Raw genomic sequence first — 23,248 nt, 5'->3', positions numbered from 1 at the left:
GTGCCTAGTTTTGTGGCTAGGATTTTTAACTCCTGACTTTAAATAGCGAATTATCATGCTCAAAGGATATTTCTCGATAGGTGCTTGCATTCTGGCAAGCCTATTTGCGCCGCTTACTATTGCGCAGACTCCAACCCCAGAACAAATTCAGATGTTTCAGAACTTACCAGCTGATCAGCAACAAGCACTGGCGAGTAAGTATGGCATCTCTATTCCATCCGGCGCATCTTCTCAGCCAAGTAATTACCAAAACCCTCAAGTGATTGAGCAACGTCCGCCTGTTAGCAGCGCGACTGAAGCAAAAGTAAACGATTCAGAAAAAGACGAACAAGGTCTAAAGCGTTTTGGTTTAGATTTATTTGCGGGTTCACCGACGACATTTGCACCAATTAGTGACGTGCCTGTTCCGGCTGACTACACGGTAGGAGCTGGTGATGAAATCGTTATCCAACTGTTTGGTAAAGAGAACACGACGCATCGCCTTCGCGTTAATCGCGCTGGTATCATTAATTTTCCTTCTCTTGGTCCTGTTCAAGTAGCCGGCATGACATTCCCTGACGTGCGCGATTCTCTAAATCAGCGTGTAAAAGAGCAAATGATCGGGGTTCGCAGTGATATTTCGTTAGGTGAAATGCGTACCATGCAAGTTTTTGTTATGGGTGATGCCTTCAAGCCAGGTGCTTACACGGTTAGTGCACTAACCACAATCTCTCAAGCGATTTACTATAGTGGTGGCTTTAGTGAGAGTGGTGCCCTGCGTGACGTGCAACTTAAGCGTAATGGTCAGGTGATTCGTAAACTGGATATGTATGACCTGTTACTTAAAGGTGATGCGCGTAACGATATCCGCTTGCTACCAGGTGATGTGGTCTTCATCGGTGCACTGGGTAACACGATTTCGATTGATGGCGAAGTAAACCGTCCGGCAATCTATGAAATCAAACCAGGTGAAACCTATAAGCAAGCGATTCAAATGGCTGGCGGTTTTACGGCTAACGCTTATAGCGATCAAATCGAAGTGAAGCGTTACGCCGCTAAAGGTGCTCGCGATGCATTAACACTGAACTTTAGCCAATTAAATGACCAGCAAACTAAAGTCAAAGATGGCGATGCGGTTAATGTGCTTAAGAAAAATGAAGAACTGACCCGTTACGTACAAATTGAAGGTGATGTTCGTCATCCGGGCTTTATTGAGTGGAAGAACGGTCTGCGAATCGCAGACTTATTCCAATCCGTTGATACCTCATTTAATTCTACTGCAGATGTAAACTATGCTGTCGTTGTTCGTGAGGTTAACCCACAACGTGACATCGAGGTTTATCAAGTAAATCTTGCTAACGCGATTCTTTCGCCGAGCAGCAAAGATAACCTAAAGCTAAACTCACGTGACCGAGTGCTGGTATTTAACCGTTTCAACAATGAAGATTTAGATACCCTTGCAGATCAAGATACGGTTACGAAAGCGAAAACGCTTGAGCAAGCACAATTTAAAGCCGAGCTGGACCAACAAAAAGAGCAAGAAGTTATGAGCTCTTTTGTTGCAATATCTTCAGCGACAGACAATATGTCGAAGGGGCAATCTTCAACTGAAGAATCAGAACAGCCGAAAATCATATTCCGTGGCAAAGAAATTACCAAAGAAGATTTTGAAGCATTAAAACAAAATACGCGCCGCACGTTACTTGCTCCTGTTTTGCTACAGCTTCAACAGCAATCGCGTTTGGGTTTGGCTCCGCAGATTGCTGAAGTCTTCGGTGAGGTAAAACACCCAGGGCGTTACCCAATTACCCCACGTATGACGATTTCTACCTTGATTGAAGCTGCTGGTGGTCTAACTTATAACGCATTCACCATTAACGCCGAGTTAGCTCGTACAGTAATAAACAGTAGAGATGAGCGCGCTTCTATTGATGTTGAGCGTATTGATTTACGCCAAGCTATCAAGGGTAGCTCTGCTGACGATGTCGTTATTGCTGGTCGTGATCGCCTAAACATTCTTGAGAAGCCAAATGTCAAACTGCAAAGCACAGTAACGTTGCAAGGCGAAGTTCGCTTCCCTGGTACTTATACTGTCCGTCAAGGCGAGACCTTAGGCGAGTTGCTTGAACGTGCTGGTGGTCTAACCGAATTTGCACACCCGCAAGGGGCTATCTTTACTCGTGAGGCTTTACGTCTTAAAGAGCAAAAGCTATTAAACCAATATGCCGCAGATATGCGAGCAGAAACCGCGAAGAAAACCTTCCGTGCAGACAGCAATATGGGTTCGGTGATCTCAGACCCAGACAAAACATTAAAGTTTGTTGAAGAAGCAAGTCGCAGCAAAGCTCTGGGACGTATGGTCGTACAGCTTAATCGCATCCTAAAAGAGGAGCGTTCTGCGGACTTTATGTTAGAAGATGGTGACTTCCTATTTGTGCCAACCTTCCGCAATACGGTTTCGATCATGGGCGAAGTTCAAGTTCCAATTACGTACTTGTTGGATAATAAGCTAGACGTAGATGATTACCTAAACAAAGCCGGCGGCGCTAAAAAACAAGCAGACGAAGACCGTATCTTCGTTGTACGCGCAGACGGGTCGGTTTACAAACCAACATCAGGCTACTGGTTCGGTAACAATCATGAAGAGCTAAAAGCTGGCGATACTATTGTTGTACCAATTGATACCGACTACCGCGATGCATTAAGTACTTGGACTGCTGCCACGCAGATCCTTTACCAAACAGGTGTAGCGATCAACGCGCTGAAGTAAGGTATTAATAAGTAACTTTCAGCCGTTGACCAAGGTTTAAACTCATTAATAGTGAGAGCTTATGTGAATGTTTAAGTCACATAAGTTCCGCTAGTTAGTACGACTAATCTAATGCAATAAATATTGCTGAAAGTACCTTAACGGTATTAGTCACCTTAATAACCTGTCATTCCAGCGAGCCGAAGCGAGACTAGGAATCTAGTTGCTGAATGTTGAAAGTGAAATTAATCTATCAAATTTCACCAATCTCTGAGTTCAATATAACGAACCTCAGAGCTTAGGATTAAAGACCAATGGAACCACAAAAAGAATCCAACCCCAATTACCTACCATATCCGCCCAACCCACACCATGGTGACGATGAAATCGACTTGCGTGAACTATTCAAAGCTCTGTGGAAAGGAAAGTGGATCATCATTGCGACAACATTTGTCTTTGCAGTGGGTGCAGTACTTTACGCCCTAAGCCTACCAAACATCTACAAAGCCGATGCTCTATTAGCACCAGCTGAAAGTTCGAATGGTGGAGGCTTGTCAAAAATGGCTGGTCAACTTGGTGGACTAGCGGCACTAGCGGGTGTGAACTTAGGCGCGGGAGAGTCTTCTCAAACGGATCTTGCTGTACAAGTAATGAAGTCTCGTCAGTTTGTCGAAGCGTTTATTAACAAGCACGATTTGTTAGTGCCCTTGATGGCGACAAAAGATTGGGATTTAGAGAATAATAAGCTCATTTTAGATGAAGAGCTTTATAACCCGGACACAGGAGAGTGGTTGCGTGAACCTAAAGGCTTACGCGGTTCAACACCAACCGCACAAGAAGCGTTTGAAGTGTTCAGTAAAGAGGTTTTGAGTGTAAGTCAGGATCAAGAGAGCGGCCTATATACAGTGTCGGTTAAAAACTACTCACCTTACATCGCTCAGCAGTGGGTCAACTGGCTAATTGAAGATATCAACCAAGTAATGCGTGAGCGTACAATTGCTGAAACTTCACAGAACTTGGCTTACTTAAATGCTCAGTTGAAAAAAACCGCAGTAGCTGATATGCAAAGTACGTTTTACAAACTGATTGAAGAACAGACTAAAAGTTTGATGTTAGCTGAAGTACAGGAAGAGTTTGTATTCAAAGTTATCGATCCTGCAGTGATACCTGAAATTAAAGATGCACCTAAACGAGCATTAATTTGTGTGCTAGGTACAATACTTGGAGGACTCTGTGGGATTGCATTTGTTTTAGCCATGTATGCATTTAGAAAAAATAATAGTTGAGACTTGTTTCTGCTAATTTCTATACCGAACTAATATAAGCTGAGACGAGAGTTTTTATTGATTTTAGTTGTCAATACGAAATTTTAAAAATTATATTTAACAATGTTAATCTGCTTTGCCTTGCTCTTATATAGACAATGCCTATATTATAATTGAAATGATGAATTTCACTTTAAATGAACGAAAAAATAATTGAGGATTAGATAATGATTGGTGTGATTTTAGCAGCTGGCGTAGGTTCAAGATTACGTCCTATGACGAATGATAAACCTAAATGTCTCGTAACTACTGCCGGGAAACCTATACTCCAGTATCAACTTGATGCTTATAAAGAAGGGGGAATTAAGGAGCTAGTTGTTGTAGTTGGCTACGAAGGGCAAGCAGTAAAAGAGTATTTAAAGCATAATAAAGATTTCAAAATAAAAATTATAGAGAATGATATATATGAAGATACTAACAACATGTATTCATTTTATTTAACGAAAGAGTACGTAAAAGGAAAAGCATTTATTTTAAACAACGCAGACTTAAGTGTTGAATCGAGTTTAATAGCTAACATGCTTGCAGATGAAAGGAAGGACTTAGTTGCTGTAGATGTCGGGCTATTTAATGATGAGTCAATGAAAGTTACAATAGACGAAGTTGGCAATATATCTGATATTTCAAAACAAGTTAAAAAAGAAAATGCTACTGGATGCTCTATTGACTTTTACAAGTTCTCAGAAAAATCTAGCACAAGATTTTTTGAAGAGATGGAAACAATTATAGATGTTGATAAGAATCTGAAAGATTGGACTGAAGTTGCAATGCAACGACTTTTCCAATCACAGGAACTTCAATTCAGTGTATTTGATATTCAAGGTTTATCTTGGGTGGAAATTGATAACTACGATGATTTGGCTCTTTCGGACGAAATATTTTCACAGAAAAAAAAAAAGTAACTGATTACGAGTACTATTGTTTTGATCTGGACGGCACTGTTTATGTGGGAAACAATAAGATAAATGGTGCAGTAGAGGCAATAAAAGAACTAGAAAATAGCGGAAAGAAAATTTTTTATGTCTCAAATAACTCTTCTAAAAGTAAAATTGACTATGTAACACGATTAGAGAGTTTGGGCTTAAATGTCTTAGAGAGCCAAGTTATTCTTTCTACTGATTCAACTATACGTTTTTTAAAAAAAATGAATGTTGAAAAAGTTTATGTTCTCGGTACGAAAAGCCTAAAAAAAATGGTTTTAGATGCAGGTATAGATATTTGTTCGTACAACCCCGAGTTTGTTGTTATTGGTTATGATACTGAACTCACATATCCGAAGTTAATAGATGCATGCCGCCTTATCAATTCAGGGGTTGATTTTGTAGCAACTCATTGTGATCCTGTTTGTCCTTCCGAAAATGGTTCAATTCCGGACATTGGACTTCTGACTGAAATGATAGAAAAAACAACGCGAAAAAAAGTGTATGAAGTTTTTGGAAAACCAGGTCCAGACGTAATAGATACAATTATTGACGAATATAATATTAATAGATCAGATATTATAATGGTTGGAGATAGACTATATACCGATATCGCAATGGCAAACAATGCAGGCATAGACTCAATTCTGGTTCTTTCTGGCGACACAACTAGGGATGAGGTTGAGAATGAACCCAACTCTGCGTCTTATGTTTTAAAGGATATATCTAGAATTATTTAATATATTAGACTAATAGCTAAGAGAGTTTCATTGCATGAGTTTTCCCATGTATTTATGCTTGGGAAAACTCATGCTACCTCTTAATTAATACGGTTATGTAAGATATCACTTCAAAATCAAAACCCAAAGACATTTATAACGGTAAGTATGTGAATTAGGAATATATAGTAATTATTGACTACTTATAGAATCAGAATTGTAAAGCGCTATCAAAAAATATAATATTATCCTTTCCTTCTGGGAAGGTTAAAATCATTTTATTAAATATCAATCTTTGTTATTTTATAAAGCATTAGTTTTTAAGTTAGGGAATTTAATTGTCTAAAACACTGTATAAAAACACATCATACTTAGTCATAGTTCAATTTGTGATAATGCTCATACCGCTTAGTGTAATTCCATACTTGACTAGAAATTTGTCATTAGATGAATTTGGAAAAACGATGTTGATGCTAAGTATCTCAGCATTCCTTTTGATTGTCACTGATTTTGGCTTCAATATTAGTGGTACTTATAAAGTTTCAGTTAAAAGATCATTCAAGAATAAGCTTGGAAGATTATTATCTGCAATTTTTCTAATCAAGTTTTTTTTAATAATCGTCATTGTATCTTTAATATTTCTATCCTATTTTCTCAGTTTGATAAGTTTTAAAGACTCATGTTATATATCATTATTGGTACTATCTCAATCACTTTCTCCAGTTTGGTTTCTCCAAGGGGTAGAGAAAATGAAAGATATATTAATAATCACACTTTTATCTCGACTGATATATTTATCTCTAGTCTTCTCGGATGGAAATATTTCATACGATGATGTCATTATATATACATTAATAATGAATTCACTACTAACCGTCTTCTTATATGTAAAAATCTTTTTGTTAGGTTACCGAATGTTGAGTTTTAATTCTAGATATTGTTTGCTAGTTTTTAAAGATAGTCTTAGTTTTTTTTACTCAAGACTAGCTGTTAGTCTATATACTAGATTAAATACAATTATGCTTGGTACATTCTCAAATACTACTCAAGTAGCATTCTTTACATCAAATGAAAAAATCTATACAGCATCGCAAAGTATAAGTAGTCCAGTTTCTAGAGCGCTATTTCCTTTCATGGCAAATAAAGGCTCTTTCTTAGTTTTCTATAAAATAATCTCAGCAATATTAGCAGTAGGGCTTTTGGTTGCTAGTATGATGTTTTTTTATTCAAAAGAGATTGTGGCATTCGTTTTTGGTCCGGAATTTATTAGTTCTGTCAATGTTTTCGAGATTTTCATTTTTATTTCTGTTATTACGTTTATTTCAATGAACTTTGGCTATCCCGTTTTTTCGAGGTTAGGTAAAATAGAATATGCGAATAAAAGCGTCCTATACGGTGCTTTTATTCAGTTGATATCTATTGCTTTTCTTATTTTTAATGATCTTATTGATGCATACCATTTAGTGATAGCGCTCTTAATTACAGAAACTTTTGTTCTTTTATATAGAATCTACTTTTTTAAAAAGCTAACAAGAAGAAATTATGAATAAAATGAAAATTTTGTTGGGTTGTTTTCCTTATTATTTATCAAGGATAATTCCTACTAGAAAAAATGTGTGGTTATTTGGTTCATGGCATGGTTATAAGTACGGAGATTCGAGCAAGGTTCTCTTTGAATATGTTAGTGATAATAAGAAAAATATAAAAGCAGTTTGGATTTCACGAGATAAAAACATAGTAAAAAAAATTCGGGAAAAAAAATATCGAGCTTACACTACTTATTCAGTACCGGGTGTTTATTATTCCATAGTTGCTAATGTTAATGTCTTCAATGTAAGTATTAATGATATAACAGATTTTTTTCCTGGAAAAAACTTAGTAAATTTGTGGCATGGGGTTCCTATTAAGAAAATTGGATATGACAATAAGGTCAGCTCTGTTATCAATAAGGAAAAAATAGAAAAGCTACACAGGATTTTTCCCTATATACGATGCGAAAAATTTATAGATCTCCAAGCTGCTTGTTCTGTCAAAGAAGCAGAGAATTTATCTACAGCGTTTGACCTTCCATTATCAAAAATAGCTATAACAGGTCTGCCAAGAAATGACCTTCTATTCGAGAAAATGAAAAAAAATAGAAAGTTTAAAGTGATATACATGCCAACATGGCGTGAAAAGGAAAATATCAAAATATTCGATGAAATGAACTTAAATGCAAAGGAAATAAATGAAAAATTAAAAACACTGGATATATATCTAGAAGTTAAACCTCATCCTAATAATACAGAAATATTTAATTTTGATAAGTTATCTAACATGTGTTTGTATAATAAGAAAGGGGATGTTTATGAGTATTTAAATAATTACGATGTACTTATCACCGATTATTCAAGTGTTTATATTGATTACTTACTCACAGATAAACCGATAATATTTGTAAATGGTGATATAGACAGTTATTTAACTGAGGATAGAGAATTATATTACGATTATAACTCTGTTACGCCGGGAATCAAATGTTCGACTTGGAATGATGTAATTTCAGCAATAGAAATCATAAAGACACGCGGGGATACTTACCACGCAGAGCGTCAAAAAGTACGTGATTGCTTTCATTTTTACTATGATGGAAACTCATCTCAAAGAGTTTTTAATTGTATATACGATAGGTTTATGTAAATGAAAATACTAGTATATTGTGATTGTATAGAAAGAATGAGTTTTTATAGCACGATATTTTCTAATCATAAAAATATTTTTGTGTTCTTGTCTGATAAGTATAGTGTATATATCAAGATAAAGCGTCAAGGGTATAAATCATATTGGTTAAAGAGTAGTAAATCCCATCACGCACCAGAAGAGGAGATTGCTAGATCTATAGAAGTTATGAATGACATAATTTCTATACCAGATGCAAAGCTGTTTTATTCTTCAGTTCTCTCTTCTCTGGAATATATATTAAGTCTAGAGGGTTTTTCTCACATTGTTATTTGGAATGGGAGTACCATTGCTGGCAATGCTATTCGAGCGTTTAAAGAAAAGCATAAAGAGGTTAAAACATTATTCTTAGAAATCCCTAATATACCTGGGAAGTTAGTTGTAGATCCTGTTGGTGTAAATGCTAAGTCTAGTATTTATTATAATAATAGTATTCTTAATGATATGCCCAAAGTCCCTCATTCTGAGTACATTACATGGAGAAATGAATACTTACAACAAAAACGCAACTACGTTCCCCCACAAGCTGTAATGAAAAGTAAAGTTAACTACTTATCTGTTGTTGATCGGATATTTTCTTTATTTTTTTCCTCTCCGATTCTTGATCAAAGGAGTTTTCTTGAAAAAATTATCCAAAAAAGAAAACAAAGAATAGTTATCAGCTATTCAAATTTAATACCAAGTGATTATGTTTTCTTGCCACTACAAGTAACCTCGGACACGCAAATTAAACTGAATAGTGACGTCGATAATATAGAGGCAATTAAGTTTGCTAAAGAGTACGCATTTAAACGTAAACTTTTATTAGTAATCAAAGTTCATCCAGCAGAAACCGATATCAATTTCATTTGTTATGTAAAGTCAATTGAAAATGAATTTATAAAAGTGGTTAATAGCGATACAAATGAATTAATTAATAAGGCCAAGAGTGTCATTGTTATTAACTCAACTGTAGGTCTTGAAAGCATGATTTTAGAAAAAGAAGTGATTGTTTTAGGTAGAGCTGTTTATGATAATTTTGACCAGGAAATGCTCAAAAAATATATATTAAGATATTTGCTTTCAATTGACTATTTTAATCCTGAACCTTTAGACGATAAACTTTTAAAACACTTTATTGAGAGAGCTAGTTAGTGAAGTATTTACTTGCTTTTTTCGTCCTACTCATTTCTTTACAGAGTTTCAGTACTTACAAATTTATTTTACCCGTTGCTATTGTAATCTTTATGTTGTCCTGCAAAAGGAAGATAAAAACAATACTATTGTCCTTGACGTTTTTGATTTTCATTATCTATTATACATTGCCAGGTGTGGTTTTATATAGTTTTGATTTTGATATGGCTTATTTTAGATCCACTTTGGTGGGTATAATGGCAGTTGGTCTTTTTTGGTCTTCATATAACTATAAAAATAAAGAAATTTTCTCTCAAGCTATTAATTTTGCATTATTTGTAAATGTCTCTTTTCTATTTCTTCAAGGCTTTTTACTTTATGGTTCAGGTTATCACCTTGACTTTACTGGACTTCTTACCGGGCATGAATCAAGAGTTATTGGTCCACCATTATTCTCATTTCGCCTTTGGCGACCTTCTGGTTTAACATTTGAACCAGGAACTTATGCTACATATATTACGCCTTTGCTTTTCTTAAGTTATAAGCTATCTGACTTTAAAGTTAATAAACTACATTTAATTACCGTAATTTCTCTTTTATTTACTTTGTCTGTTTTTGCCATTATTTTTGCTTTTTCATTTATTATAATTGCTTATTGGCAAGTATTGAAAAATAGTAAAATAATAAAATTTATTACTGTGCCAATTTTGATGGCGATAGTTTACATTGTTTACCAATATATATCGTGGCGTTTTTTTTCCGGGAGGCAAGATATAAGCTTAGGTGTTAAGCTATATGCGTTTAACTTCCTTTTAGAACAGGATATTATACGAGTATTAACAGGATCATTTTACTCTTTCAATGACTGCCAATGTTTGGTTAGAGATACATCACTATTGTTTAATTTCTTTTTTACTTTTGGAATCTTGGGTATTGTTCTTTTTGTTATCTTAATATTTAGTGTGAAGGGATTTAAGACTAAAATAATGTTATTTGTTATGTTTCTAAGTAAAATGCCTTTATTTGCTCCTATATTGTGGTTTTTTCTTATTGGAATGATGGTGAGAGATGATGAAAATTATATTTGTAACTCCGGGAAAAGCAAATCTACCAGAAATTAAAGCTTATAGTAAATATTTTTCTTTACATGGTGATGAAGTTTTTGTAGTTAATCGCGAGGATATAGAAAAATATAAGTATGCTCATTTCGATCTTGAATGGCATTTTATGGGCTTTTCTAGAAAAAAACTCACAAATTCAAGACTAGTAATTCATGAGTACGCTTCATTATCTACTCCTCCGTTTTCAAAGTTTAAAAATACTATTAAAGGTATTTTCTCCCATACTCCTGATTTAAGAGTATTTTTGAATCATAAGGTTAAAGATGACCTTACCTTCTTATGTGAGTCAAAGTATTTGATTCGTGATATGGGGGTTGAGCTTCCTAAACAAGGTTTTATGATAAATACTGATTCAAAGTATGACTTTCTCTATGTTGGCGCAATGGATCCAAGTAGAGATATTGATGGTCTCATAAAATTATTTATTGACCCTTCTTATAATCCTAATAGACTAAAACTATTTCTACTAGGAAAGGCACAAGACGATTTACTCGAAAGGTACAAGGCTCATTCAAATATTGTCTTTTTAGGTTTTGTTCCTCAGGAAGAGGTTTTTTCATATATTCTTGATAGTGAAGTTTGTGTTAATTGGATTCCGAATGTTTACCCTTACAATATTCAAACGTCTACCAAGTTATTAGAGTATGCAGCAATGGGGAAAAAGGTCATTACAACTCGCTATAATTGGGTAGATGAATTTTCAGAAAGAAGTTCTTATCCTTTATTTTTTTTCTCGGACGAACATGGACTTTCTAGGTCATTTTTTTCTAAAGATAGAAACGTCCCAAGTGTTGCATCTTGGTCAAAAATATTTCAAGAGTTAAAATTGAGAGATTATATTTTAAATTTGTTGAAAGAGTAATTGGATAAGGTTAGTCGTATTTTTAATTTAAGTTATTACTGAAGTAATGAGATGGATTAAACACAATTGTTCTAGATGGCTTTTAACATGATTAACTTCATTTGGACTTGTGTTTAATAGATTTCATATAATGCTCACCTTTATTTTAATTTATTACATTGATGGTACTCTTTTTGATTGTTAAAGCACTCAATTTGTTGTTGCTGATGCTTGTGTTTTTTTGGTTTATAGTAAAATTAATTTGTGACTTTTATGAAGAAAATAAAGATTGCTCATGTTCAACTTCTTCCTTTGTTGACTGGTGTACAGAATGTAACTATTTCAGAGCTAGATAGGTTAAGTGAAAAGCATTATAGTAAAACGATTATCTGCCAAAGTGCAGGTGAATTGACATTAAAAGCAAGTAAATTAAATATAAGTACAAAGTTGATCCCAGATCTTGTCAGAGAGATATCACCAGTCAAGGATTTTAGAGCTCTAATATCGCTTTATAAATTTTTTAAAAAAGAAGAGTTTGATATTGTTCATACTCATTCTTCAAAGACAGGCCTGCTGGGAAGGTTAGCTGCTAGAATGGCCGGGGTACCATTAGTTATTCATACAGTTCACGGTTTTCCTTTCTCTTCTGCTAAAAATAAAATTATTTATATGTTTTATGTTTTTATGGAGTTTTTAGGTGGAAGGTTGTCTCATAAAGTTATCTGTCTTCATGAAATTGATAAGAAAATTTGTATTAATAAACTAAAGCTTAGTGAAAATAAGCTGGTCGTTTTACCAAATGGTGTTAATAAAAATATATTTCATCCATCAGATTCGTCTAGTCTTAATTTGATTAGGTCAGAATTAAAGTTATCTAAAGATAAGATTATTATAGGAATGATCGGACGTTTGTGGGAGCAGAAAAACCCGAAGGCACTGGTAGATGCTGCGTTATCCATCCTTTCTAATCGTAATGATGTTGTTTTTGTTTTGGTGGGGGAGGGAGAGCTTAGAGCGTCGTTGGAAGCTATGTCTGATAGCCACTCTGATAATATCAAGTTTTTAGGTTGGAGATCCGATACAGCGGACTTGCTTCGAAGCTTTGACATCTTTTCTTTACCTTCTCTATGGGAAGGGATGCCTTTAGCTATTATAGAAGCAATGGCGACGGGGTTGCCTTGTGTAGTATCTAATATCCCTGGTAATAATCATCTAATCGAAAATGGAAAAAATGGATTTCTCTTTGAACTCACACATAGTCAAGATCTTGTGAATTCTTTATTGAAATTAATTGATGATGAAGTTTTGCGAAAATCAATGGGAAATTATAGTCTTGAGCTTGTCAATAATTTTTATGATATAGATTCGAGAGTTAATAAAATTAATACATTGTATATTAACGAATTAAAAATTAGGGGTGAAATTTAATGTTCTTAATTGCAGGTCCATGCGTAATAGAATCTGAAAACTTAGTCTTAGATACTTTCGGTAAATTAAAAGAAGTTACGGATAAATTAGGTATTGAGTATATTGCTAAGTCTTCATTTACTAAAGCGAACCGTTCATCAGTAAAGGCTTTTACTGGTCCAGGCATGGATGAAGGTCTAAAAATTCTTCAGAAAGCAAAAGATCAATTAGGAGTGAAGGTCCTGACTGATGTTCATGAGGATACTCCTCTAGACGAAGTTGCATCCGTCGTCGATGTTTTACAAACTCCGGCTTTCCTCGTTCGTCAAACGAGCTTTATTCAAAGGGTTGCCTCTTTTGGTAAGCCCGTGAACGTAAAAAAAGGACAGTGGATGCATCCATCGGATATGGCTCCCGTAGTGGAAAAATGCCGTGCTGTCGGTAACGATGACATCTGGCTATGTGATCGTGGTACGAGCTTTGGCTTTGGACAGCTGATTAACTACATGCCTGGTCTAACTATAATGAAAGAGACGGGCTGCAAGGTTGTTATGGATGCTACTCATAGTGTTCAGATGCCTGGTACTCTTAACGGCTCAACTGGGGGGAACCGTTTTCACGTTCCAGCTATTGCTCGGGCAGCTGTAGCTGTTGGTATTGACGGCTTGTTTATGGAAACTCATCCAGACCCGGATCGTGCCTTATGCGATGGTCCGAATATGCTCGCATTAAAGCACATGGAAGAGTTGCTAGAAACACTTTTAGAAATTGATGAGGTTGTGAACAAACGCCCTAAAATTGAAACAAGGTTCTAATAATCTCATTTCTAGTAAATCCATAATTCGTATCTGATAAAAGAGCATATTTTGAATACAGTTAAAATAGTTATTCCTGCTCGGTATGGCTCCTCTAGACTTATTGGTAAGCCATTACTCGAAATAAATGATAAGCCAATATTTTGGCACGTCTTTCAGCGCTGTCTTGAAGCTGGTTTTGACTCCCGAAATATCATGCTAGCGACTGACGATACTCGAATATTTGAGAAAGCCTCAGATTTGAACATTCCAGTCGTAATGACGTCGTGTGAGCATGACAGTGGAACTGATCGAATTTTTGAGGTAGCGACTTCACAAGGTTGGAACAAGCAAGATATTGTAATCAATATTCAAGGCGATGAACCACTAGTTGACCCTGACTTGATTCGTCAACTATCGCTATTCACACGTAAACATACAGAATTCGAAATAACAACAGCTGTTGTGCCTATTGTACATAGTGATGACTTTAATAACCCTAATGTTGTTAAGGTCATTATGGGATTAAATCATCGAGCTCTTTATTTTACTCGATCAAACTCCCCATACAACAGAGAACTTCCTTCGGATCTTTCGTTAGCTTTTCGCCATGTAGGAATTTATGCTTATACGGTGGGTGCTCTAGACGCATTTTGTTCATTCGAAGAAGCGCCTCTAGAGGCTTATGAGAAGCTCGAGCAGTTAAGAGCTCTTTCAAATGGCATGGCAATTGGTGCTTGTTATTTTGAGGGAGAGCTTGCTCATGGAGTAGACACTTGGGATGACTATTTAACTATCAAAAATAGAATGGAAAAGGCTTAATGGACATCATAAAAATTGCTAAGGACGTAATTCAGACAGAAATAGATGGGCTTATTCATATGGGGGCTCAAATCGATAATAGTTTTACTCAGGCGGTAAATGCTATTCTCACTACTCGTGGTCGTACTATTATTTGTGGTATGGGCAAATCTGGTATTGTAGGAAAAAAAATTGCTGCATCTTTCGCAAGTACAGGTACGCCTAGTTTCTTTATGCATCCAGGTGAAGCTTTTCACGGTGATTTAGGGATGGTCAAACCTGAAGATGTCTTTATTGCAATATCTAACTCAGGTGAAACGGATGAGGTGCTAAAGCTACTTCCATTTCTGAGAGATAATGGGAACTATGTTATAGCGCTTACCGGCAAAAGTGGATCAACATTAGCAAAAAACGCACATTGTCATTTGGATATAGCCGTTCCTAAAGAAGCTTGCCCGCATCAATTAGCTCCAACGTCCTCGACTACTGCTACGTTGGTTATGGGAGATGCATTGACTGTCGCGTTAATGGAATCTAGAGAATTTCTTCCAGAAAACTTTGCCCGATTTCATCCTGGGGGGAGTTTAGGAAGGCGCCTTTTATCCAAAGTTAGCGATGAAATGGTCTCCGAGTTTCCATTAGTCAAAGAAAGTGCTGACTTTACTTCTGTTGTGCACGCAATTTCAGACGGAAAGTTAGGATTGGTGTTAGTTGAAGTTGAGCAGGGTTTAGCTATCATTACGGACGGCGACGTTCGAAAAGCAATGAATGCTAACGGTAAGCAAGTTTTTGATTTAAAGGCTCGAGACATTCTAACCTTAAATCCCGCTAAAATTTCTGGCTCTGCGAGTACTCAAAGTGCCTATGAAGTGATGGAAAATAAAAAGATAACGTCACTCATCGTTGTCGAAGATGAGAGAGTTATAGGGGTTTTGAAAAAATAAAAAAAGTCCAGAAGGGTATCCTTCTGGACTTTTTTTAAGCTTTTACTGTTTTTCTCGCATTTATCCAACTTCTAATATAGCTAGTAATCTTCCAAATGTACGCCAAAATGATTGAGTAAACTACAAAGCACGAAATGAATAAGACGAACATCGTTACTTCTGAAATATTTGTAGCCTCACCATAAATCCCGAAACCAGCATAAAGGCTTGCAATAAAGCATATTGCTACAAGAGTTTGTTTTGGTCCAAGCCCTAGACGTTGGAAGATATGATGCAAGTGTTCACGATCTGGCTTGAATGGAGAGTCGCCTCTGCGAATACGACGAATCATAATTGCAGCCATATCCATTAAGGGCACGGCAATCAGCCAAAGAGCGGTTACTGGTCGCATTAGTGGTTCAGAATTTCCAGTTTGGCTAACTCCTAGCAACAACCAGATTACAGTAAAACCAATCATCATACTCCCAGCATCACCCATAAATACTTTTCGCTCTCTCCCTAGTATCCCAAGGTTCATAAAGATATAAGGAAGCATAGCTACAATGATGACCACACACAAATAAGCTAGACCATGTTGGCTATCAACTTGCAATAAAAATGCTAGTGCACCGAATGTTACAATAGAAAGACCGCCTAGTAAGCCGTCGATACCATCTACCATGTTAAAGGCATTGATAGCACCAATTACTGCGATAATAGTGATTAAACTACCAGACCAACCTAAAGACACTTCTCCAACCCCGAACATATCTCCGAGATTATTAAGCTCTAGACCTGCAACTTTCATCATTACAATCGATAAAATTGCTTGAATGCCCAAGCGAACTTTAAAGCTTAGGTCGGTTTTATCATCGATTGCTCCGACTATTGTAAGTATGCAGATGCACAGTAAGTAGAGCCAGCTGTGTTCAATAGTATCTGGGTTGAAGGTTAGATATTGCGCTAGTACTAAACAAATCGAAAGACCTCCAACTAAAGGGACTGCTCCGTTATGTAATTTACGAGCGTTGGGTTTGTCGACCAAACCGATTCGTTTTGCAACTTTTCGCATTAAGAAGAGCGTTGCGAAAGAAGAGAAAAAGATAAAACTGAGTTCAAGGAACATAAAATAGCCAACTGTGATTTTACATATAATCGACTAATTTTAACTCAAGTTGATGGCATGAAAAAGTTACTGTTCAATAAAAAAATATAAGTTGTTGTGTCAAATAAGGTAGTTTGAATCAATGCCACGTGCGATGACGTATTATTCTTGATATCCTAAAGAAAATGAGGTTTTAGGGTTTGTTCATGAAAATTGCTGTCGCTGGTACCGGCTATGTTGGGCTTTCTAACGCTATGTTGTTAGCTCAAAACCATGAAGTGGTTGCACTAGATATTGTTCCTGAAAAAGTTGAATTGCTAAACAAAAAACAATCTCCAATTGTTGATGCTGAGATTGAACACTTCCTTGAAAACAGGGAACTTAACTTCATCGCAACAACCGATAAGCAGAAAGCTTATCAAAGTGCAGAATACGTTGTGATCGCAACGCCAACGGATTATGACTCAGTCACACATTACTTTAATACTTCTTCAGTTGAAGCTGTGATTAAAGATGTTATGTCTATCAACCCTCATGCAGTAATGGTTATTAAGTCTACTGTTCCTGTTGGTTATACTGCCCGAATTAAGGAAGAGTTGGGGTGTGAGAATGTCATTTTCTCACCTGAGTTCTTGCGAGAGGGCAAAGCGCTTTATGATAACCTTCACCCATCACGTATCATTGTTGGTGAGCGTAGCAAGCGTGCTGAAGTATTTGCTAGCTTGCTGGTGGAAGGTGCAGTAAAAGAAGACATCCAAGTCTTATTTACAGACTCGACAGAAGCTGAGGCAGTTAAACTGTTTTCAAATACCTACCTTGCAATGCGTGTGGCATACTTTAATGAGCTAGATTCTTACGCAGAAGCTCATGGCTTGGACGCTCGTCAGATCATTGAAGGCGTTGGCTTAGATCCACGTATCGGTAATCATTACAACAACCCATCATTTGGTTACGGTGGTTACTGCCTTCCAAAAGACACCAAGCAGCTGCTTGCTAACTACCAAGAAGTGCCAAACAACATCATCGGTGCGATTGTGGATGCAAACCGTACTCGTAAAGACTTTGTGGCGGAGTCAATCCTCAAGCGTGAACCAAAAGTTGTGGGTATTTACCGTCTAATCATGAAAGTGGGTTCTGATAACTTCCGCGCTTCCTCTATCCAAGGCATCATGAAACGCATCAAAGCGAAAGGCGTTGAGGTCGTAGTGTATGAGCCAGTACTGAAAGAAGAAGATTTCTTTAACTCTCGAGTGATTAAAGATCTGAACGAATTCAAACAAAGTGCGGATGTGATTGTTTCTAACCGCATGGTGGAAGAGTTAGCTGACGTTGCGGATAAAGTTTACACGCGTGACTTGTTTGGTAGTGATTAAATTTTTAGTATAACGATAATATATGGCCCTCATGCATGAGGGCTTTTTTACAGTTGGTGAATTTAAAAATGATTAAAAAATGTCTTTTCCCTGCAGCAGGCTACGGTACTCGTTTTCTACCTGCAACAAAATCCATGCCGAAAGAAATGATGCCGGTAGTCAACAAACCATTGATTGAATATGGTGTTGAAGAAGCTATTGAAGCTGGCATGAATGGCATGTGCATTGTCACAGGTCGTGGCAAACACTCTTTGATGGACCACTTCGATAAAAACTATGAGTTGGAACATCAAATTTCAGGAACAAGCAAAGAAGCACTGTTGGACGATATCCGTTCTTTGATTGATTCAGCGAGTTACACATATATCCGTCAACGTGAGATGAAAGGTCTTGGTCATGCTATCTTGACTGGTCGTGAGTTGGTGGGTGATGAGCCATTTGCTGTTGTACTAGCAGATGACCTTTGTGTGAATGAAGAGCAGGGCGTGTTAGCGCAAATGGTTGAGCTGTACAAGCAGTTCCGTTGTTCTATTGTTGCGGTTCAAGAAGTTCCAGAAACTGAAACCCATAAATACGGTGTGATCGCAGGTGAGATGATCAAAGATGACATCTTCCGAATCGACAATATGGTAGAAAAGCCAGAACCAGGCACAGCACCAAGTAATTTAGCAATTATTGGTCGCTATATCTTAACGCCAGATATTTTTGATCTTATCGAAAATACAGAACCAGGCAAAGGTGGAGAAATCCAAATCACTGACGCATTGATGCAACAAGCGCAATCTGGTTGTGTTATTGCTTACAAATTTAAAGGCCAGCGTTTTGACTGCGGCAGTGTAGAAGGTTACATCGAGGCGACAAACTATTGCTACGAGAACCTATACAAAAAAGCGTCTAGTGCTGAGCTTGCTAAAACACCAACCGTAAAGGTTGCTGAACCTGCATAGCTGTTCATTCTCGTTATTAACGTGCTTTATCATAGCTTTCTGACATACAGAACTTAGTTAAAGCACGTTGACATCCAAATTCTTATGCTGTTTTAACTCATTAACAACAAGTGAGAACTAGGCTGTATCGTTCTAATGTCGGCTGATATTAGTTTAACAAACCACTTCAATTCCTTCTGCTTCCAACTTCTCTCCTAACTCTTTTTTTGCTTCTTTCTCTCCATGTATCAAATGCACGGCTTTTGGTTGTGCTGGAATACCAGTAACAAACTTCAATAAATCGCTTTGGTCTGCATGTGCAGAATAACCAGAGATGGTATGAATCTGCGCGTTGGCTTCGATTGGTTGGCTATCAATATTCACCGTGTGGCTGCCTGATTGGATTTCTCGACCTAATGTCCCTTGCGCTTGATAGCCCGCAAACAGCAAATCATTTCTTTCGTCTGGCAAAAGTGCTTTTAAGTAATTGACGATTCTTCCTCCTTCGCACATACCGGATGCCGCGACGACAATCGCAGGCTCATCGGTGGAGGCTAGTCGATTCACTAATGCTTGATGTTCTCTATGGCTTTCCACAGTAATGCATTGTTCAAAGGCGAGGGGATGACGATGATTGCTGAGCTTTTGCTTTGCCTCTTTTCCCCACAGTTTTTTGAAACGGCGGTAGGTCTTCGTGACTCTTTTCGCAAGTGGTGAGTCTAGGATAATTGGCAAAGAAGACGACATGAATCAGCTGTTCAATATCGAATAACAGTTCCTGCGTACGTCCTACGCTGAAAGCTGGGATCAGAATTACACCACCATCTTGCAGTGCGTGATCGATAATGGCGTTCAAGCGCTCAGTTCGAGTGGCAATGTCTTCATGCTCTTTGTTGCCGTATGTGGACTCGATGAACAAATAGTCGGCACGCTTTGGCGGTTTTGGATCGGGTAAGAGAGGGGTATTGGACGGGCCTAGATCGCCGGAAAACACGATGATTTCATGATTGGGGAGTTTGAATTCCAGGTAAGCGGAACCAAGAATGTGCCCTGCTGGTTGAAAGCGTAGGTAGCATTGTTTGCCAAGTGGCAGCCATTGTTGGTAGTCATGGGGTCTTAGCTGTTTTTTAATGACATTGAGGACTTGCTGACGCTGATGGTAGTTCAAACCCAGTTGCAGCTTTAGTCCGTCTTCTAACATGAGCGGTACCAGTTCGGCTGTTGCTTTGGTGCAGTAGATGGAGCCTTTAAATCCAGCAGCCAGTAACCAAGGTAGGCGTCCGATATGGTCGATATGAGCATGGGTGAGGACTAATGCTTTGATGTGTTTAACCGGAAACTCAATATCCAATGATGCCCTACGGTTGCCAAAATGGATGTCTTTGCCTTGGAAGAGTCCGCAATCGATCAAGATGCTGCCGTGTGGCAGTTGCAATTCATGACAAGAGCCAGTGACGGTATGTTTCCCGCCATGGTGAATCACACTTGCGATGTCTGATATGGGTGTTGTCATGTCGATTGCTCCTCCTTGAACAAGCATAGGTAACTATAAATCCAGAGGGCAGGGTAAGTGAATAGAGTTCGTTGGTTGGATGGAATTAAGTAGGAATAATCGGAAGTGCGATTGGGTTCTTTGTTTTGATGTAAGGCGTTTTTCGTTACTTAACTTTCGGTTTTACACATGTGGTAATTAGATTCCTGATGTCGATTGGGCTCCTCGGAATGATAGACTGACTAGATCGTAAGCAAACAAAAAGGGATGCGTGATGCATCCCTTTTTGTTTCTGCTTAGTAAAAAGCGAAATTAAGCTTTAGCTGCTGCCGCTGCTTTAGCGATAGCTACGAAGCTCTTAGCGTCTAGAGAAGCGCCGCCAACTAGAGCACCGTCGATGTCAGGTTGTGAGAAGTAAGCTTCTGCGTTTTCTGGTTTAACAGAACCGCCGTATTGGATGATTACTTGTGCTGCAACTGCTTCGTCTTTCGCTGCGATTAGTGCGCGGATAGAAGCGTGGATGCGTTGTGCATCTTCAGCTGTTGCTGCTTTACCAGTACCGATAGCCCAGATTGGTTCGTAAGCGATGATTGCGCCGTTTAGAGCTTCAACACCGTAAGTGTCGATAACTGCGTTGATTTGACGTGCACATACTGCTTCAGTTTCGCCAGCTTCGTTTTGAGCTTCAGATTCACCGATACAGAAAACAGGCGTTAGGCCGTTTTCTTTTAGGAAGTTGAATTTCTTCGCGATAAACTCGTCAGATTCGTTGTGGTATTCACGACGCTCTGAGTGACCGATGATGATGTGAGAAGCACCGAAGTCTTTCAGCATTTCTGGAGACATGTCGCCAGTGAAAGCACCGCTGTTGTTTAGATCAGTGTTTTGTGCACCTAGGATAACTTTGTTACCGCCTTCAGCGATTACGCGCTCTGCTAGATCGATGTAAAGAGCTGGTGGAGCTACTGCTACGTCTACACCTTCAACGCCTTCAAGCTCAGCGTTAATACCTGTTAGTAGCTCAGTTACCATTGCTTTGCTACCGTTTAGTTTCCAGTTACCCATCACTACAGGACGACGCATAGGAATATCTCCCTTATTTTTAATGTAAATAGTCTATTAATGTAAAAAATCTACGTAGGAATATAACAGAATAATGTGAACAGATCATGATTGGCGTCATGTCTTATTCGGCTTTCTTTGTTGATTCGACCAAGCATCGATCCTGTTATTTTTGTCAAAAGCAACCGATTGGTGATCGCGTAGACAGAATGATAGTCCATTCCTCGGAAATTGCCGCTTAGATTGGTATTACTACGCGCTGGAATTAATTGTTGTAGAAAGGAATCAAAATGCCAAATCTCGTTTTAGAGTATTCAAACTCGGTGGAGGAACGCGTCAATGTTCAGGGGTTGTTGGAGGATTTACATAAAACGGCGTTAGAAAGTGGCCTTTTTGAACTCGCGTCAGTGAAATCTAGAACGCTCCGGTGCCACAATTGGTTAATAGGAGAGGAGGGTGATAGCCTCGACTTTATCCATATCAACTTTGATTTGTTATCTGGTCGCTCCCAAGAACAAAAGCGAGAACTGTCACGATCCTTGATGGCGACACTTCAAGAGCAAGCCAGTCACGTGCACAGTTTAACGGTCAATATCAGAGACATGGATATAGATAGCTTCCAAAAGGTAGTGAACTAGGTTGCGCTGGATTGCCCGAGAATAGCGAGGGGTTATTGTTACGAATTCTCAGCCTGGCTCTGCTTGTTGTAAGGTCGTTGTGGGCACCCAAGCTATCGGTGTCCTTTCCAAACTATATCGACTGGGCTAATCTATAACCTTTCTACTTTGGGGTAAAATTTGATGTCGACTAAAGAGTTACTGTTTTCTTTTCAAGGACGTATAAACCGTAAAACCTACTGGATTTGGAACGTCATTTACTATGTGTCCATTCTAGGCTTTGGTGCCGGTATCAGCCAACTGCTTCCTACTCTCTCCTATGTGCTTCTTCCTATTTTCTTGGTGGTTCTGTTGCTCCCTGATTTGGCGATAACTACCAAGCGTTGGCACGACCGCAACAAATCGATCTATTGGCTAGCACTGAATATTCCGTTGATTATCGGACGAATTGCCACGCCAATGACCAGCCCAGCCGCGCAAGAGCCGTCGACCCCACAGATGTTCGTCGCTTCCATTTCTCTGATTTGTGGTTTATGGATTCTAATTGAATGTGGTCTCTTAAAGGGGACATCAGGACCAAACCAATATGGCCCTGAGCCGGAGTAATTGCCTCAAGTATCGTGCGTGCTGAAAGTAGATTCTTAGTCTCGCTAAGGCTCGCTAGAATGACGATCCTTTTTGGTTTGGAGGCTGTTAAAGTCATCATCATTCTGAACAGCGAGGGACGAGCGTGATTCAGAATCTATCGTCCGCTTGAGCCCTGGTTAAGCTGTGTGTGAAAGAGTAGGAGTTTGCTGTTACCAGATCCTTAGTCTCGCTAAGGCTCGCTAGAATGACGAACTCTTTTGATTTAGAGACTGTTAAAGCCATCATCATTCTGAGCTGCGAGGAATGAGCGTGATCCAGAATCTATCGTCCGGTTGAGCAGTGGTTAAGCTGAGTGTGAAAGAGTAGGAGTTTGCTGTTACGAGATTTTTAGTCTCGCTAAGGCTCGCTAGAATGACGAACTCTTTTGATTTAGAGGCTGTTAAAGCCACCATCATTCTAAACAACGAGGCACGAGTGTGAATCAGAATCTATCGTCCGGTTGAGCAGTGGCTAAGGTGAGTGCGAAAGAATAGGTGCTTGTTGTTACCAGATTCTTAGCCTTGCTAAGGTTCGCTAGAATGACGATCCTTTTTGGTTTGGAGGCTGTTAAAGTCATCATCATTCTGAACAGCGAGGGACGAGTGTGATTCAGAATCTACGCACAGAGCGCTCCGA

Annotated in this window: 19 protein-coding genes and 1 pseudogene; 17 read left to right on the top strand and 3 right to left on the bottom strand. The window is 38.3% G+C overall.

Annotated features, from left to right (window positions below; genetic code table 11):
- Positions 1 to 55: 55 nt before the first annotated feature.
- From R7M72_RS07520 to R7M72_RS07460, 13 genes are all read left to right on the top strand, one after another.
- A complete protein-coding gene (locus R7M72_RS07520) occupies positions 56 to 2,749 on the top strand; it encodes an SLBB domain-containing protein (protein ID WP_053303369.1) in 2,694 nt (897 codons plus the stop codon).
- Between the two features lie 293 nt (positions 2,750 to 3,042).
- Complete coding sequence (locus R7M72_RS07515) at positions 3,043 to 4,014, top strand: Wzz/FepE/Etk N-terminal domain-containing protein (RefSeq protein ID WP_053303368.1); 972 nt, start codon at positions 3,043 to 3,045, stop codon at positions 4,012 to 4,014.
- Positions 4,015 to 4,220: 206 nt separating this feature from the next.
- The gene (locus R7M72_RS07510; RefSeq protein ID WP_258509253.1) at positions 4,221 to 4,955 is read left to right on the top strand and encodes a phosphocholine cytidylyltransferase family protein; all 735 of its coding nucleotides are present in this window, start codon (positions 4,221 to 4,223) and stop codon (positions 4,953 to 4,955) included.
- Positions 4,931 to 5,713: an HAD-IIA family hydrolase gene (locus R7M72_RS07505; protein ID WP_080996652.1), complete on the top strand. Its 783-nt coding sequence runs from the start codon at positions 4,931 to 4,933 to the stop codon at positions 5,711 to 5,713. The genes R7M72_RS07510 and R7M72_RS07505 overlap by 25 nt, the downstream gene beginning before the upstream one ends.
- A gap of 317 nt (positions 5,714 to 6,030) precedes the next feature.
- On the top strand, positions 6,031 to 7,242 hold the full coding sequence (locus tag R7M72_RS07500; protein WP_080996651.1) for an oligosaccharide flippase family protein: 1,212 nt from the start codon (positions 6,031 to 6,033) through the stop codon (positions 7,240 to 7,242).
- Positions 7,235 to 8,371 carry a CDP-glycerol glycerophosphotransferase family protein gene (locus R7M72_RS07495; protein WP_318056118.1) on the top strand — a complete coding sequence of 379 codons (1,137 nt, stop codon included), beginning with the start codon at positions 7,235 to 7,237 and terminating at the stop codon, positions 8,369 to 8,371. Before R7M72_RS07500 ends, R7M72_RS07495 begins: the two co-directional genes overlap by 8 nt.
- Positions 8,372 to 9,544: a hypothetical protein gene (locus R7M72_RS07490; RefSeq protein ID WP_053303363.1), complete on the top strand. Its 1,173-nt coding sequence runs from the start codon at positions 8,372 to 8,374 to the stop codon at positions 9,542 to 9,544.
- Positions 9,545 to 9,780: 236 nt separating this feature from the next.
- Positions 9,781 to 10,644, top strand: a complete 864-nt coding sequence (locus tag R7M72_RS07485) for a hypothetical protein (RefSeq protein ID WP_196334446.1) — start codon at positions 9,781 to 9,783, stop codon at positions 10,642 to 10,644.
- Entirely contained in the window at positions 10,595 to 11,506 is a 912-nt protein-coding gene (locus R7M72_RS07480) for a glycosyltransferase (protein WP_053303361.1), read from the top strand. Before R7M72_RS07485 ends, R7M72_RS07480 begins: the two co-directional genes overlap by 50 nt.
- A gap of 252 nt (positions 11,507 to 11,758) precedes the next feature.
- A complete protein-coding gene (locus tag R7M72_RS07475) occupies positions 11,759 to 12,913 on the top strand; it encodes a glycosyltransferase family 4 protein (protein ID WP_053303360.1) in 1,155 nt (384 codons plus the stop codon).
- Complete coding sequence (kdsA, locus tag R7M72_RS07470) at positions 12,913 to 13,707, top strand: 3-deoxy-8-phosphooctulonate synthase (RefSeq protein ID WP_053303359.1); 795 nt, start codon at positions 12,913 to 12,915, stop codon at positions 13,705 to 13,707. Before R7M72_RS07475 ends, kdsA begins: the two co-directional genes overlap by 1 nt.
- A gap of 51 nt (positions 13,708 to 13,758) precedes the next feature.
- Positions 13,759 to 14,508 carry a 3-deoxy-manno-octulosonate cytidylyltransferase gene (gene kdsB / locus R7M72_RS07465; RefSeq protein WP_053303358.1) on the top strand — a complete coding sequence of 250 codons (750 nt, stop codon included), beginning with the start codon at positions 13,759 to 13,761 and terminating at the stop codon, positions 14,506 to 14,508.
- Positions 14,508 to 15,431: a KpsF/GutQ family sugar-phosphate isomerase gene (locus R7M72_RS07460; protein ID WP_318056117.1), complete on the top strand. Its 924-nt coding sequence runs from the start codon at positions 14,508 to 14,510 to the stop codon at positions 15,429 to 15,431. The genes kdsB and R7M72_RS07460 overlap by 1 nt, the downstream gene beginning before the upstream one ends.
- A 34-nt stretch (positions 15,432 to 15,465) precedes the next feature.
- On the opposite strand, the gene wecA is transcribed toward R7M72_RS07460, so the two are convergent.
- Entirely contained in the window at positions 15,466 to 16,536 is a 1,071-nt protein-coding gene (gene wecA / locus R7M72_RS07455) for a UDP-N-acetylglucosamine--undecaprenyl-phosphate N-acetylglucosaminephosphotransferase (RefSeq protein ID WP_053303356.1), read from the bottom strand.
- 185 nt (positions 16,537 to 16,721) lie between these two features.
- Between wecA and R7M72_RS07450 the strand changes: the two genes are divergently transcribed.
- Positions 16,722 to 17,888: a nucleotide sugar dehydrogenase gene (locus tag R7M72_RS07450; RefSeq protein ID WP_053303355.1), complete on the top strand. Its 1,167-nt coding sequence runs from the start codon at positions 16,722 to 16,724 to the stop codon at positions 17,886 to 17,888.
- A 68-nt stretch (positions 17,889 to 17,956) separates the two neighbouring features.
- Positions 17,957 to 18,835, top strand: a complete 879-nt coding sequence (gene galU, locus R7M72_RS07445) for a UTP--glucose-1-phosphate uridylyltransferase GalU (RefSeq protein WP_020839999.1) — start codon at positions 17,957 to 17,959, stop codon at positions 18,833 to 18,835.
- A gap of 153 nt (positions 18,836 to 18,988) precedes the next feature.
- On the opposite strand, the pseudogene R7M72_RS07440 reads toward galU, so the two are convergent.
- Together R7M72_RS07440 and tpiA are read right to left on the bottom strand one after the other, a co-directional pair.
- Positions 18,989 to 20,327, bottom strand: a pseudogene (locus tag R7M72_RS07440) (MBL fold metallo-hydrolase RNA specificity domain-containing protein).
- Positions 20,328 to 20,618: 291 nt separating this feature from the next.
- Positions 20,619 to 21,389, bottom strand: a complete 771-nt coding sequence (gene tpiA / locus R7M72_RS07435; RefSeq protein WP_005428123.1) for a triose-phosphate isomerase — start codon at positions 21,387 to 21,389, stop codon at positions 20,619 to 20,621.
- A 269-nt stretch (positions 21,390 to 21,658) separates the two neighbouring features.
- On the opposite strand from tpiA, the gene R7M72_RS07430 reads away from it, so the two are divergent.
- On the top strand, positions 21,659 to 22,006 hold the full coding sequence (locus R7M72_RS07430; RefSeq protein ID WP_053303354.1) for a 5-carboxymethyl-2-hydroxymuconate Delta-isomerase: 348 nt from the start codon (positions 21,659 to 21,661) through the stop codon (positions 22,004 to 22,006).
- A 162-nt stretch (positions 22,007 to 22,168) separates the two neighbouring features.
- Positions 22,169 to 22,591, top strand: coding sequence for a DUF805 domain-containing protein (locus tag R7M72_RS07425; protein ID WP_053303353.1), 423 nt, complete (start codon positions 22,169 to 22,171; stop codon positions 22,589 to 22,591).
- Positions 22,592 to 23,248: the final 657 nt, after the last annotated feature.

This window comes from Vibrio sp. YT-18 (assembly GCF_033337345.1).
Lineage (GTDB): Bacteria > Pseudomonadota > Gammaproteobacteria > Enterobacterales > Vibrionaceae > Vibrio > Vibrio alginolyticus.
Note: the sequence above shows the minus strand (reverse complement) of the source record. Positions and strands in the feature narration are given on the sequence as shown.

What these genes read in the sequence shown, in the direction of transcription:
- R7M72_RS07520 (WP_053303369.1), top strand. Translation starts at nt 56, where the DNA reads ATGCTCAAAGGATATTTCTCGATAGGTGCTTGCATTCTGGCAAGCCTA.
- R7M72_RS07515 (WP_053303368.1), top strand. Translation starts at nt 3,043, where the DNA reads ATGGAACCACAAAAAGAATCCAACCCCAATTACCTACCATATCCGCCC.
- R7M72_RS07510 (WP_258509253.1), top strand. Translation starts at nt 4,221, where the DNA reads ATGATTGGTGTGATTTTAGCAGCTGGCGTAGGTTCAAGATTACGTCCT.
- R7M72_RS07495 (WP_318056118.1), top strand. Translation starts at nt 7,235, where the DNA reads ATGAATAAAATGAAAATTTTGTTGGGTTGTTTTCCTTATTATTTATCA.
- R7M72_RS07490 (WP_053303363.1), top strand. Translation starts at nt 8,372, where the DNA reads ATGAAAATACTAGTATATTGTGATTGTATAGAAAGAATGAGTTTTTAT.
- R7M72_RS07485 (WP_196334446.1), top strand. Translation starts at nt 9,781, where the DNA reads ATGGCAGTTGGTCTTTTTTGGTCTTCATATAACTATAAAAATAAAGAA.
- R7M72_RS07480 (WP_053303361.1), top strand. Translation starts at nt 10,595, where the DNA reads ATGAAAATTATATTTGTAACTCCGGGAAAAGCAAATCTACCAGAAATT.
- R7M72_RS07475 (WP_053303360.1), top strand. Translation starts at nt 11,759, where the DNA reads ATGAAGAAAATAAAGATTGCTCATGTTCAACTTCTTCCTTTGTTGACT.
- kdsA (WP_053303359.1), top strand. Translation starts at nt 12,913, where the DNA reads ATGTTCTTAATTGCAGGTCCATGCGTAATAGAATCTGAAAACTTAGTC.
- R7M72_RS07460 (WP_318056117.1), top strand. Translation starts at nt 14,508, where the DNA reads ATGGACATCATAAAAATTGCTAAGGACGTAATTCAGACAGAAATAGAT.
- wecA (WP_053303356.1), bottom strand. Translation starts at nt 16,536, where the DNA reads ATGTTCCTTGAACTCAGTTTTATCTTTTTCTCTTCTTTCGCAACGCTC.
- R7M72_RS07450 (WP_053303355.1), top strand. Translation starts at nt 16,722, where the DNA reads ATGAAAATTGCTGTCGCTGGTACCGGCTATGTTGGGCTTTCTAACGCT.
- galU (WP_020839999.1), top strand. Translation starts at nt 17,957, where the DNA reads ATGATTAAAAAATGTCTTTTCCCTGCAGCAGGCTACGGTACTCGTTTT.
- tpiA (WP_005428123.1), bottom strand. Translation starts at nt 21,389, where the DNA reads ATGCGTCGTCCTGTAGTGATGGGTAACTGGAAACTAAACGGTAGCAAA.
- R7M72_RS07430 (WP_053303354.1), top strand. Translation starts at nt 21,659, where the DNA reads ATGCCAAATCTCGTTTTAGAGTATTCAAACTCGGTGGAGGAACGCGTC.
- R7M72_RS07425 (WP_053303353.1), top strand. Translation starts at nt 22,169, where the DNA reads ATGTCGACTAAAGAGTTACTGTTTTCTTTTCAAGGACGTATAAACCGT.